The following is a 12693-nucleotide window of genomic DNA, read 5'->3' on the forward strand; positions in this document are numbered from 1 at the left end:
ATGTTTTTTGAGGTCTTTTCAGCGCATTTTGCAGGCAGCAAGGCATGGATTCGTCCGTGCGCCGGCCTGTGGGCGGCCTTCGGACTGGCCCTGGTGCTGGCCCTCCTGAGCCTGCCCGCGCTGTCCCGCACGGTGCTGGACCTCGACGCAGAGAAGCAGCCGGTCGCGCTGGCCGACTGGGGCGACTACTGGATAGACCCGCAATCGCAACTGGCGGTCGAACAGGTCGTCAATCAACGTGACCTGGGCTGGCAGCAGACCCCGGCGCGCGGCATCTATCCCTTGCTGCCCGGACAGTCGCTTTGGATCCGTTTCATCGTGCCGCCAGCGCCCGACATGGAGCGCTGGCTGCTTGAAATTCCCTACCCTGCGCTGGACCGGGCATCGCTGTACACGCTGGACAGCGCCGGCCAGTGGATAGAGCAGCGCGCCGGCGACCTGACGCCGGTCAACCTGTGGCCCACGCCGCATCGCCACCCCTTGCTGGTGGTCAACTTCAATGCCGAGGACCCGACGCATTACATCCTGCGGATTGACAACGCCCAGGGGTTCAGTGCGCCCATCCGCTTTGTCAGCTCCGGGCATGTGCTGCGCAGCGAACAGCAGGTGTCGCTGTTCCTGGGGATTTATTTCGGCCTGGCGCTGCTGGGCTGCACCGCCGGCCTGATCGGCGCTTTCTGGCTGCGGGACCGGGCCTACCTCTACTATGCGGCGTGTTCCGCGCTGATCGGCCTGACGCAGGTGGCCATCACCGGCGTGGGCGGCCTGCACCTGTGGCCTGATTCACCGGCCTGGACAGATCGGTCGCTGACCGTGCTGGCCACCTGGATGCTGGTGTCGCTGCTGCTGCTCAATGCCACCGTGGTGTCGCTGGCGCAGCGCTCGCGCATGCTCAACCTCCTGGTGTGGGCCGCCGCGCTGGCTGGCGCCGGCCTCTCGGTCGCGCTGGCGCTGACCGACAGCGCGCTGCGCATCACGCTGATGGTGCCGTTCCTGGTGCTGGTGCCGGTGTTGATGCTGGCGATCAATCTCTGGGCCTGGCGGCGCGGCGACCGCTTTGGCGGATGGCTGCTGCTGAGTGCCGCCCCGTTTGCCCTGAGCCTGTCGCTGGCCATTGCGCGCTACCTGCAGTGGCTGCCCCTGAGTTTTGCCACCGAGCAGGGGGTGCTGGCCAGCATGGCGCTGCAGATGCCGGCGATGCTGGTGGTGCTGGTCCTGCGCAGCCAGCAGCGCCGCGAGAACAGGCGCAGGATCCAGGGGCTGGACCGGGTCGACCCGTCGACCGGCCTGATCAACGAGCAGGTGTTTGTCGAACGCATGGCGCGCATGATTGCACGCTCGCAGCGGCTCAGGCACCAGGGCGCGGTGCTGATGATCGATCTGGTCAACAGCGAACAGGTGCGGCGCGATTTCGGGCGCCGGGCCGCCGAAGAGTTGCCGCTGCGTGTGGCCGAGCGGCTGCTGTCGACCGCGCGCGAAATCGACAGCGCTGCACGCCTGTCCGGGCAGCGTTTTGGCATGCTGGTGGAAGGCCCGTTTTCCGCGGAAGAAGCTGCCACGCTGGGCCCGCGCATCGTGGCACGTTGCCTGATGCCCTACAAAGGCCTGCCGGAGGACTGCGCGGCCCAGATTCGCGTGGCCTATGCGCTGGTGCCGCGCCAGGGGCCGACCGCCGAGATCGTGCTGGGCCGCCTGGCCCAGCGGCTGACCGGCATTCCGCCCGAAAGCAAGCGCGCGGTGTTCATGTTGCCTGATTACAAGTAGAGCCCCCACGCTTGTCGCTTCGCGTACTGCGCTGCCCCCCGAGGGGGCGCTGCGCCTGCGGACTGGCAGAGCCAGATCCGCGGCCCCTGCTGGTAGGGGAAAAACGCCCCACTTTCGCTGATACCCGTTCGTCCTGAGCCTGTCGAAGGACGCCCCCCGAGGGCCGCTGCGCCTGCGGGCCGGCGGAGCCGGACCCGCGGCCCCTGCTTGAAAAGAGATGCCTGCGCGGTCGCTTCTTTTTATCCGTTCGCCCTGAGCTTGTCGAAGGCTGCCAGTCGTGAAGCCGCAAGCTCAGGGCTTGGTATTACCAGCCGTTTTGAGGCCCGCCACCGTCGCACGCGGATGCGCGGCGTCGTAAACCTTGGCCAGGTGCTGGAAGTCGAGCCGGGTGTAGACCTGCGTGGTGGTGATGTTGGCGTGGCCCAGCAGTTCCTGCACGGCACGCAGGTCGCCGCTGGACTGCAGCACATGGCTGGCAAACGAATGCCGCAGCATGTGCGGATGCACCGGCGTGGCCAGACCGGCCTGCAGGGAGCGCTGCTTGAGCCGCACCCGGATGTGTTGGGGCGTCAGGCGGGTGCCGCGCTGGTTGATGAACAGCGCCGCGTCTTCTTTGGCCCAGGCGCTGCGCAGTACCAGCCAGTCCTGCAGCGCCTCCAGGGCCTTGCTGCCCACCGGCACGCTGCGCCGCTTGGACCCCTTGCCGAGTACATGCGCCTCGGCAGCCTGCATGTCGATCCAGCCGCGCGCCTGGCTGCTGGCCACGACATCCAGCCCGGTCAACTCGCCGATACGCAGGCCGCAGCCGTACAGCAGTTCGGTGATGCAGCGGTCCCGGGCCTGCAGGGCCGCGTCGCCAGCGGTGCCGTCGCTGCGCCAGGCGGCCAGCTGCACCGCTTCATCAACACTCAGCGCCTTGGGCAGCGGTTTGGCGGCCTTGGGCGCGCGCAGGTCCTGCACCGGGTTGCTGCTGACCAGGCCTTCGCGGCCCAGCCAGGTGTAAAAGCCGCGCCAGCCCGAGAGGATGAGCGCAATGCCACGCCCGCTGCGCCCGCCGCTGTGCATCTGGGCCACCCAGCGCCGCATGTGGATGTTTTGCGCCTGGGTCAGCGCCACGCCGGCCTGCCGGCAGTTGACCTGCAGTTTTTGCAGGTCCAGCGCGTACAGCTCGACGGTGCGCTGCGCCAGCCGCTTTTCAACCCGTACGTGTTCGAGGTAACGCTCGACCAGCGGGTCGTTGTCGGGAACCGGCATCGCGGTCCCGTCAACGCTGGCGTCCGGCACGGCCATGCCTTATGGGCTAGTCGGCCATGGGGCGCAGGCGCGACAGCGCCGCGCCGGCCAGTTCGCCGATGCGTTCGAGGAAGTCGGTGCCCATGCTGGCGCTGAAACGCTCGGGGTCGGGTGAAGCCAGCACCAGCATGCCGAAGGCCTGCGGCGACTTGCCGGGACGCAGCGGAATCAGCGCGACCGACAGGGCCTGCGCCGGATCGGGCAGCCAGCTGACCGCCTCGAAACCGGAATTGACACCGCAGTAAGGTGCGGTCAGCGAGGACGCAAAGGTCTGCGTGTCTTCGCTGACGCCTGTTGAAAAGTCTTCCATCGAAAAAATGCCGTTGACGTGCCAGACCTTGATGGCCGCCTGCGGCACGGCGAACTGCGTCTGGATCTCGCGCACGATGGTGTCGGGCAGGTCGCGCGCATGGGCGGTCAGCAGCAGGTTCAGCGTGCACTGCTGCAGCTTGTCGGCAATGCCCACGTTTTCCTGGCCGTGGCGGATCATGTCGACAACCCGGGACTCCAGCACCTTGATCTTGTCGCGCAACATGCCGGCCTGGCGCTCCTGCAGGCTCACCGCCCGGCTGCCGTGGCCGCTGGACAGCTGCACGGTGGCCAGCAGCTCGGCATGGCGTTCGAAAAAGTCCGGCGTGTTGGCCAGGAAGTTGGCGATGTCGTCTTCGGTGATCGGGTTCTGGATGGAGTGTTCGCTTGGATTCATGTTCTTGTGGTTTCCGTAAATCAGTATCGGTCAGTCTACAGGTGGTCGGGAACGTCGATGGCGGCTTCAAACACCGTGGTCGCCGGCCCGGTCATCAGCACTGGGGCGGTCGCGGCGTCCAGCCCGCCCTGCCACTCGATGGTCAGGGTGCCGCCATGGGTCAACACGTCCACGCGCGCATCCAGCAGGCCCAAGCGTATGCCAGCGACCACCGCCGCGCAAGCCCCGCTGCCACAGGCCAGGGTTTCGCCGGCGCCGCGTTCATACACACGCAGGGCGATCCGGCTGCGCGAGATGACCTGCATGAAGCCGGCGTTGACGCGGCGCGGGAAACGCACGTGGTTCTCGATCAACGGGCCGTCTTGCAGCACCGGTGCGGTCTCCACATCGTCCACCAGCTGCACCGCATGCGGGTTGCCCATGGACAGAATTGCTACAAAAACAGGAGCTGCTAGCGCCCGCCCCTCAAGGGCCAGAGGCCATTTCTGCCATGAATGTACGGTTTCGGGCGTCAAACCGGTGGCATCAAAAGGCACCCGCGCCAGGTCGAAGATGGGCGCACCCATGTCCACCGTGACGCGGCCGTCCGGCTGCATGCGCGGCTCGATGACGCCGGCCAGGGTCCGGACCCTGACCACGTCCTTGTCGGTGAGGCCCTGCTCGCGCACAAAGCGCAAGAAGCAGCGTGCACCGTTGCCGCATTGCTCGACCTCGCCGCCGTCGGCGTTGTGGATCACGTATTCGAAATCTATACCTTCGCCCGGCGCAGGCCGCACCGACAGGATCTGGTCGGCGCCCACGCCAAAGTGGCGGTCCGCCAGAAAGCGGTACTGGCCTGGCGTCAGGTTCAGGCGCTGCTGCGTCTCGTTGAGCATGACAAAATCGTTGCCCGCACCCTGCATTTTGGTAAATCGGATTAGCATCCGCGCATTATCCGCTGAGGCTGCGCCGCCCTCCTTCCCATCCTTCCCCCACTTGCACAACTTCCGGAAAGACCCACCATGCGCATTCCCGACTGGACACCCGCCCTCAAGCCCCAACCCCAGGACCTCGTCGAGGCCATCCTGAAACGCCGCGGCGGCACCCTGATCAACCTCGACAAGGCCCTGCTCTGGAGCGAGCCGCTGGCGCGCGCCTGGAACGTCTACCTGGGCGCGGTACGCACCGGCCTGCCGACCAGCCGCAAGCTGCGCGAGCTGGGCATCTGCACGGTCGCGCTGCTGACCGGTGCCGCCTATGAATACAAACACCACGCGCCGGACTTTCTGGCCGCCGGCGGCACCCAGGCCGAACTCGACGCCCTCAATAGTCTGGTGAAAGCCGATGCCCGCGCCTCGGCAGCGCATCCGGCGCTGGGCGCGGTCGAGCAACTGGTGATTCGTTACGCGGCGCAGATGACGCTGGACGTCAAGGTCAGCGACGACGTGTTCGAGGCCTTGCGCAAACATTTCGATACGACTGAGCTGGTTGAACTGACAAGCGCGATCGCCACCTACAACATGGTGGCGCGCTTTCTGGTGGCGCTGGGCGTCTCGCCAGAGGAGCATGAATAGCTGAAGGTGCAACAGGACATCCGTTTTTCATGGCGCGTCCTACACCCCCGCATCCAGAAAAGGCGACATGAAAACCCTGCGAACATCCTCCCGTTTTTTTGCTTCTTCCCGTCCCCGGTTGGCTACCCTGGTGGGAATCCTGGCGCTGGCGGCGGGTACTGCCGCGCCTTCGGCCATCGCTCAAGCCATGCCCGCAGGCGGCAGTCCGGCGCAAGCCGCGCCCGATGACGCAGAACTCAATCAGCGCTTTGCACGCTGGATCGCCGACTTCAGCACCAGCGCACGCGCAGCAGGCATCACCGAGGAGACGCTGCAGAGCGCCTTCGATGGCGTTCGCTTCATTCCGCGCGTGACCGAGCTGGACAGCGCCCAGCCCGAGTTCACCCGCGCCGTCTGGGACTACCTCGACAGCGCGGTGTCGCCGCAGCGCATCGTGCGCGGCCAGGACAGGCTGCTGCAATCGCGACCCGCCATCGATGCCGCCGCAGCGCGCTACGGCGTTCCGGCAGAAATCCTGGTGGCGATCTGGGGCATGGAGAGCAACTTCGGCAGCAATACCGGCGACATCCCGACCATCGACGCCCTGGCAACGCTCGGCTTCGAAGGCCGGCGCGAGGCCTGGGCGCGTACCCAGCTGCTCGCAGCACTCAAGATTCTTCAAAACCGGGACATAGACCGCGCACAGATGCTGGGTTCGTGGGCTGGCGCGATGGGCCAGACGCAGTTCCTGCCAACGAACTTTCTGGCCTATGCGGTCGATGCCGATGGCGACAGCCGGCGCGACATCTGGGGCAGCCTGCCCGATGTGATGGCCTCGACCGCCAACTTCCTGGCCCGTTCCGGCTGGCAGGCCGGCCAGCCCTGGGGCCTGGAGGTGCGCCTGCCACCGGGATTCGACCTCGCGCTCGCCGATGCCGACGTGCGCCAGCCGGCCTCGGCCTGGGCGGCCCAGGGCGTGCAGTCCATGGACGGCGCGCCGCTGCCCGACCTGGCCGACAGTGCCCTTCTTCTGCCGGCCGGCGCGCGTGGGCCGGCCTTCCTGGTCGGCCCCAACTTCCGCACCGTCCTGCGCTACAACAACTCGACCAGTTATGCGCTCGCCATCGGCCTGCTGGGGCAAGGACTGGCCGGTGGCCCCGCAGTGCAGGCCGCCTGGCCGCGTGATCTGCAACCGCTAACGCGCAGCCAGTTGCTGGCGCTGCAGACGGCGCTGAACGCGCGCGGCTTCGACAGCGGCACGCCCGACGGCACGATGGGTCCGGCCACGCGGCGCGGCATACGTCTCTACCAGCGTAGCCTTAGCCTGCCGGCGGATGGGTATCCGACTTTGGAGTTGCTGCAAGGCCTGCAGTGACGGCGGCAGAGCCCACGCTGAATACTGGATACACGACTGCAGGCGCTTCCCACACAGCCCATCTATCGGTCAGTTTCTTGCCTTGGTGGGGGAGTCCATATACGACCTGTTAACCGTCATTCGCCACCACCTCAATGATTTGTTCGCCAGCGAGCAGCACTGCAGCTAAGAGCGACTCGACGTCTCCAGGAGTGACAACGAGCTGGGTTCCCACTGGCTGAGGGGCCCCGGTTTTGTCCAAGTACTGGCGGTCCACGATACCCCGTCGGTGCACGATGAGGTTGCGCTTTTGGAACAGTGTCCAAAGCCGCTCGTCGCCTAACGCACGCGCCATTTCCGCAGCATCAGGAAAAAGGGCTCCATAGGTCTCGCGAATAGTCTGAATGTCGTCGAGGTCAGCCCGCTGAGCAAACAGCGTGCCCATGCTAGAGGATAGGTCATATGAGTAGCTCGCAAGGGTCTGCCAATCGACCTTCTCCCCGCTGAAACGCTTCCTCGTATTGGGATGCGCGAAGAGCCTCTCACTCAGTTGCGGCTTCTCGTTCAGAAGCCGCACGAAGATATCGCGAGCCAGCACTTCGAACGCACTCCACATCAGGACAATGCCCTGCCGGGTGAGTTCGCGGGCGGTAGCAAGCGATTCCTCGCTGGACGCTAGGCGGTGCAGCCTTGCAAGTAGCTGTTCGCGAAGCACGGCGCCGTCGTCTTCGGCCAAGAACTTCTTTAGCTTGGCTTTGGCCTTTGCGAGAGCAACGTCTTCGCGTTCCGCTTCGTTCTCGTGCCCCAAGGAGCGAATCCGTTCGGCCATCAGAATTCTCTGCCAGTGCAGCCCATGCACTTCCGTGTACGCGAAGTCGAATGGCATGCTCAAGGTCCGCATCATCCCCTTCAGGCTATCGAGGAAAGAGAGCGACGTGATCCTGTGCGGCTCAGTGATCCGGCCTGTGACCGTCAGCAATGACGCTGCAGTGTGCGAGAAATCCTCCGGCACCAGGAACACCTCGCGCACGAACTCAGCCTGATCCTTTGATATCTCGTCCATGACGGCTACCGTTGGAGGCCAGGCGGGGCCGTAGGCCGTCGCCTCTGGGCCGACCAGTTAAATTGCTTGCGCGCCAACATGACTTGGAAAGACCCGCCGCCAAAATACATACGGTCGCAAATGAGGTCAATTTGAGAAACTTTCATTTGGCTCTTTTCCGTCCGGCGATGACTGCTACCGAACCCACGACCACAAGCCAACCAGCTACCGAAAATACGATAAGTGAGAGTGGCGCGTTGTGTCCACACCAGACGCCCAGCAACTGCCAAGGCCCAGCGCAACCCACGGCCAACACGACAAACGCAAAAATGGGACCGCTAAACAGCAACCCCAATATCCTGATGGCGCCTACAACCATGATTGCAATTTAACGTTGAAGGCAACCGGACCGCAACCTCTGCGGCGAAGCCGCTTCCTGCAGTTGTGGTTCCGTGTTGGCCGACCAGTTAAACAACATGCTCATTGCTTCGCCTCCCCTTGGCAGAATTCCAGCAACCACAGCGCGTGGCCCCGAGCGGGCTCCACAGCTGTTGCGATATAACTTGCAAGCGATGCCCTCACTTGGTCGGGAAATAGAGCGGGAATTTCCAACAGCGCGGCCGTAAATCCATCGTTGTCGTGACCCTCGTCGAAGCCGCGCTGATACGCTTTGAGCAGTTCAGCAAGTACAGTCGGACCGGCCAATTCGGCGAGCGGCCAAGCAGCGGCTTCGCGCGCAAAGAAATCGCCGGTCTCTAACAATGCCAGCAGCTTCGGAACGTCGTCGGCGTCAGCTTCCGCATGCAGCCTTTCAGCTGCCGCTACACACGTCTCAACGCTTTGTGCGTCTAAGGCAGACATGATCTCGGTCCAAGCGGTGGCTTCCATGCTGTTTAACTTTGATATATCCCGCAAAACTGCGGAATAACATGGCGACCAGTCAGATAACATGGCACCTGCTTGTTGAAAAACACGTTTGAATTCATGAAGTTACATCAATAGCTGTATCCATGCGCAGGTATATTCAATCCGACAAAGCCGCCGACCCTGTTTGACTTGCCTCTGCTTGCCAGACCAGGTACCCGACCGAGCGCACGCCTGATTTCACTATAGCCTTCAAACCGATAAAAACCGTGTGTACCCGACGCACATCTCATCCCCATGCATGGTCGGGGCGACACCATGCAGCCTCCACGCAACATGGGTAACTTTGGTCTTACAGTCAGGCGTGCCCTTTCATCCGGCACAGACGTAAAAAAAGGCCCGCAGGCCCTTTTCTTATTTGCACCAAGCCCTCAATCCGCCTTGATCCCGTTGTCCTTCACCACCTTGGCCCAAGTGTCGATCTGCTTGTCGATGAAGACACGGGCTGACTCGGAAGAACCGCCGACGATCTCGATGCCCTGGGCGCTGAGCTTCTTGGCGATCTCGGGATTTTTCAGCGCCTTGTTGACTTCCTCGTTCATGCGTTTGAGGACCTCGGGCGGTGTCTTGGCCGGAGCCAGGATGGCCCACCAGGCGGGTGCGTCAAAGCCGGCAAAACCGCTTTCGGCCACTGTCGGTACGTTCGGCAGTTCAGGTGCGCGTTTGCTGGTCGTCACGGCCAGCGGACGCAGGCGGCCGCTGTCGATGTGCGGCTTGGTCACAAACACCGAACCGATGGCCAGCGGCACATGGCCGGCCACGGCGTCGCTCATCAGCGGGCCGCCGCCTTTGTAGGGGACGTGCTGCCAGTCGATGCCGCCACTTTTGGAGAGAAGCAACATGGCCAGGTGGCCCAGGCTGCCGGAACCGATGCTGCCGTAGTTCACATTCTTTTTGGCCTTGGCCGCAGCCACCACATCGCCAAAGGTCTTGTACTCGGAGCCTGAAAAAGTCGCGAGCACCATGGCCGAGGTGCCGATCAGCGTGACCGGTGCCAGGTCCTTGCGCGTGTCGAACGGCAGGCCGGGAATCAGGCTGGGGTTGACGCCGTGGGTGTCGAACACAAAGGCAAAGGTGTAGCCGTCGGCCGGCGCGGCAGCCACGGCGGCGGTGCCGATGGAGCCCGAGGCGCCGCCCTTGTTTTCGACAATGATGTTCTGGCCGAGCTGCTGCGACAGCGGCACGGCGAGAATGCGCGCGACCTGGTCGACAGAGCCGCCGGGCGGGAATACGGCGACAAACTTGATTGGTTGTTTCGCGGGCCACGTTTGGGCCATCGCGCTCATCGAGGTGGCGCACAGCGTGGCGGCCGTCATGGCCAGGGCGGTTCTGGAAATCCACTGCTTCATGATTCACATCCTGCAAATAAAGTGATGGCCAGTATCCTCACGCTGCCGCCAGAACGCCATTGCGGTTAACACTTAGCATGCTACCAATCGTGGCCCGCCATGGGCTGCCACAGCCGCCGCCCGCCGTTTCACTGCAAAATCAGGCCATGGTCCGACCCACCCAACTCCTTTACCCGCAGCGCGAACCCGCGCCCACCCGCCCTGCCGCCACCGTGCTGCTGCTGCGCGATAGCGCCAGGGGCATCGAAATCCTGATGACACGGCGTTCGATGACGGCCAGTTTTGCGCCGGGCGCCTACGTGTTCCCCGGCGGCGGCATCGACGCGGCCGATGCGGCAGCGCACGCGCAATCCACCCGCCGCGCGACGCAGACCGACCTGCACCTGACGCAGGCGATTGCCGCCATCCGCGAAAGTTTTGAAGAACTCGGCGTGCTGCTGGCCCGCCACGCTGATGGCAGCCACGCCACCACCGCCGACATTGCAGCGCTGGACCGCAAGGCGCCGTTTGCCGCGCAGTGCCGCGAACGCGGCCTGACACTGGCCGGCGACCAGGTGTTTGTGCTGGCGCACTGGATCACCGACCGCGACCTGCCGCGCCGTTTTGACGTGCCCTTTCTGGTGGCGCGCATGCCCGAAGGCCAGGAGCCAGTGGCCGACGAAAGCGAACAGTTCGAGCCGGTCTGGGTGCGGCCGGCCGATGCCCTGGCGCGGCATGAAGCCGGCAGCTTTTTCATCATCTTCCCGACCATACGCACGCTGCAGCGCCTGCAGCATTTCGAGACGGTGGACGCCGTGCTGCAGGCCTGCGCCGCGTCCGAGCAGCCGCTGTGGACCTCGTGCCCGCGCGCCGGTTTTCTGGCTGGCGCCGAAGCGCGCTACATGGAGCACGAGGGGCCTTATGGCGAACTGGCCCTGACCAGCCCCGACGGGCAGATGGTGCACACGCTGGACTGGCAGACCGCGCAGCCGGTGGCCCTGCTGAAAAACCTGATGCGCCTGACCGCGCCCAACCCCGGCGTGATGACCGGGCCGGGTACCAACAGCTACCTGGTCGGCGACCCGGCCACCGGCTACATCGCCATCGACCCGGGCCCGGCCGACACCGACCACCTGCAGCGTTTGTGGCGCGCAGCGGGCGGCAACATCCGCATGATTGTGTGTACCCACTCACACGCCGACCATTCGCCGGGCGCCAAACCGCTGCAGGCCATGTGCAGCAACACGCCCCCCATCCTGGGCCTGCCGTCAGCGCCGACGGCGCGTGCGGCCAGCACCTTCACCCCTGACCGGGCGCTACGAAATCAGGAGCTGCTCGCGCTTGCAGGACAAGGGCCCGAAGGCGAAATGATGCATACCCTGAAGGTCATCCACACCCCCGGCCACGCCGCCAACCACCTGTGCCTGGTGATGCTCGAAGACGGCATCCTGTTCAGCGGCGACCACATCCTCAACGGCAGCACCACGGTGGTGGACCCGCCCGACGGCAACATGAACGCCTACCTCGATTCGCTCGATGTGCTGGCCGCAGTTTGCGACGAACACGGCATAAACTTCATCGCACCGGCGCACGGTTATGTGCTGGGAGAAGCCAGAACCGTCATCGCCCAACTGAAGGCGCACCGCCTCCGGCGCGAGGCCAAGATCATCGGCGTGATGCAGGCGCAGCCGCAAGGCAGCATGGACGAGTGGGTGGCATCAGCCTATGACGACGTGGACCCGCGCATCTGGCCGGTGGCCAAACGTTCGCTGCTCGCGCATGTGGAGCGGATTCAGGCACAGGGCTTGTTTAATTTGTAGGGCGTTTGCGTCACCGCGTGCAAACGCTGTTCAAGCGGTCAAAGTCAACCAACACAACACACACCATGAAAGATCACGCCACATCTCCAGAGGACCGGGACTTTCGCACGGCGTTCGAGTCCTGTGCGCTCATGCCGGCCCAGTTCAACCACGAAGCCCATCTGCGCCTGGCTTATGTTTACCTCGTCGAAAACGATGTGACCTCGGCGCAGGAGAAGATGCGCGGCGCATTGCTCACCTTCCTCCAGGTGCACAACATTCCGCCAGGGAAGTTTCACGAAACGCTGACACGGGCCTGGGTGCTTGCCGTTCGGCACTTCATGGGTCGCTCGCCGAGCGCTTCCTTCCAGGAGTTCCTGGCGAAGAGCCAGGCGTTACGTGACAGCAAGGTCATGCTCACCCATTACTCGGCGGACGTCCTGTTTTCTCCAACGGCACGAGCCAGCTACGTTGAGCCGGATCTCGAAGCCATACCGCAGTAGATCAATGGAGCCATGCAGGCCGCCTGACCGTTTGTTCACGCCAGGGCCGACTCGGTCGCGCGGCGCGGCCCGCATCTGCTGCCCGCCATCTGAATAAAGTGTGAAGCCCGCCGATAGGCCGGATTTTGTGCGGAACGGTTTCCTTGCGGTCGCCGCCCCGTGACTGCCATTAATCTGGGCCGTCTGTCGCCAGACGGCTCGGTGCTACCTACCCGCACACTCCGGGGGCCCCGTCAACGTGTGCCTACTTGGTATTGCTGCGCGTAGAGATTGCTCGTTTCACCCGGACTTAACCGGCTCGTCTCTGTAGCTCTGATCCTCACCTCACGGTGGACAGCTGTTAGCTGCTACGCTGCCCTATGCAGTCCGGACCTTCCTCCAGTGCGGTGTTTCCACCCTTGCACCAGCGGCAGTCTGGCGTGCTTCACCCCCCTATTATCCCGGCAAA

Annotated in this window: 11 protein-coding genes and 1 other RNA gene; 5 read left to right on the top strand and 7 right to left on the bottom strand. The window is 64.2% G+C overall.

Annotated features, from left to right (window positions below; translation table 11 throughout):
- Complete coding sequence (locus tag B7X65_RS08225) at nucleotides 1-1764, top strand: 7TM diverse intracellular signaling domain-containing protein (protein ID WP_293593801.1); 1764 nt, start codon at nucleotides 1-3, stop codon at nucleotides 1762-1764.
- Nucleotides 1765-2055: 291 nt separating this feature from the next.
- Here the strand turns inward: B7X65_RS08225 and B7X65_RS08230 are convergent, their stop codons facing one another.
- Genes B7X65_RS08230 through dapF form a run of 3 tightly spaced genes read right to left on the bottom strand, consistent with a single transcriptional unit; the run spans nucleotide 2056 to nucleotide 4686 of the window.
- A complete protein-coding gene (locus B7X65_RS08230) occupies nucleotides 2056-3054 on the bottom strand; it encodes a tyrosine recombinase XerC (RefSeq protein WP_293593802.1) in 999 nt (332 codons plus the stop codon).
- Between the two features lie 10 nt (nucleotides 3055-3064).
- Nucleotides 3065-3763: a DUF484 family protein gene (locus B7X65_RS08235; RefSeq protein WP_293593803.1), complete on the bottom strand. Its 699-nt coding sequence runs from the start codon at nucleotides 3761-3763 to the stop codon at nucleotides 3065-3067.
- Between the two features lie 35 nt (nucleotides 3764-3798).
- Nucleotides 3799-4686: a diaminopimelate epimerase gene (gene dapF, locus B7X65_RS08240; RefSeq protein WP_293593804.1), complete on the bottom strand. Its 888-nt coding sequence runs from the start codon at nucleotides 4684-4686 to the stop codon at nucleotides 3799-3801.
- Between the two features lie 78 nt (nucleotides 4687-4764).
- Between dapF and B7X65_RS08245 the strand changes: the two genes are divergently transcribed.
- Together B7X65_RS08245 and B7X65_RS08250 are read left to right on the top strand one after the other, a co-directional pair.
- Nucleotides 4765-5316, top strand: a complete 552-nt coding sequence (locus B7X65_RS08245) for a carboxymuconolactone decarboxylase family protein (RefSeq protein ID WP_293593805.1) — start codon at nucleotides 4765-4767, stop codon at nucleotides 5314-5316.
- Nucleotides 5317-5503: 187 nt separating this feature from the next.
- Entirely contained in the window at nucleotides 5504-6670 is a 1167-nt protein-coding gene (locus tag B7X65_RS08250) for a lytic murein transglycosylase (protein ID WP_293594103.1), read from the top strand.
- A 109-nt stretch (nucleotides 6671-6779) separates the two neighbouring features.
- On the opposite strand, the gene B7X65_RS08255 is transcribed toward B7X65_RS08250, so the two are convergent.
- The 3 genes from B7X65_RS08255 to B7X65_RS08265 form a co-directional block, all read right to left on the bottom strand.
- The gene (locus tag B7X65_RS08255; protein ID WP_293593806.1) at nucleotides 6780-7712 is read right to left on the bottom strand and encodes a hypothetical protein; all 933 of its coding nucleotides are present in this window, start codon (nucleotides 7710-7712) and stop codon (nucleotides 6780-6782) included.
- A 459-nt stretch (nucleotides 7713-8171) separates the two neighbouring features.
- Complete coding sequence (locus B7X65_RS08260; RefSeq protein WP_293593807.1) at nucleotides 8172-8579, bottom strand: hypothetical protein; 408 nt, start codon at nucleotides 8577-8579, stop codon at nucleotides 8172-8174.
- A gap of 407 nt (nucleotides 8580-8986) precedes the next feature.
- The gene (locus B7X65_RS08265; protein ID WP_293593808.1) at nucleotides 8987-9964 is read right to left on the bottom strand and encodes a tripartite tricarboxylate transporter substrate binding protein; all 978 of its coding nucleotides are present in this window, start codon (nucleotides 9962-9964) and stop codon (nucleotides 8987-8989) included.
- 146 nt (nucleotides 9965-10110) lie between these two features.
- Here B7X65_RS08265 and B7X65_RS08270 point away from each other — a divergent pair, with 146 nt between their 5' ends.
- Together B7X65_RS08270 and B7X65_RS08275 are read left to right on the top strand one after the other, a co-directional pair.
- Complete coding sequence (locus B7X65_RS08270) at nucleotides 10111-11763, top strand: MBL fold metallo-hydrolase (protein WP_293593809.1); 1653 nt, start codon at nucleotides 10111-10113, stop codon at nucleotides 11761-11763.
- A gap of 65 nt (nucleotides 11764-11828) precedes the next feature.
- Nucleotides 11829-12245 carry a hypothetical protein gene (locus B7X65_RS08275; protein ID WP_293593810.1) on the top strand — a complete coding sequence of 139 codons (417 nt, stop codon included), beginning with the start codon at nucleotides 11829-11831 and terminating at the stop codon, nucleotides 12243-12245.
- 98 nt (nucleotides 12246-12343) lie between these two features.
- On the opposite strand, the gene rnpB is transcribed toward B7X65_RS08275, so the two are convergent.
- An RNA gene (gene rnpB / locus B7X65_RS08280) (RNase P RNA component class A) lies at nucleotides 12344-12671 on the bottom strand.
- Between the last annotated feature and the right edge of the window lie 22 nt (nucleotides 12672-12693).

The sequence above is a fragment of the Polaromonas sp. 39-63-25 genome, assembly GCF_002278925.1.
Classification (GTDB): Bacteria; Pseudomonadota; Gammaproteobacteria; order Burkholderiales; family Burkholderiaceae_C; genus Polaromonas.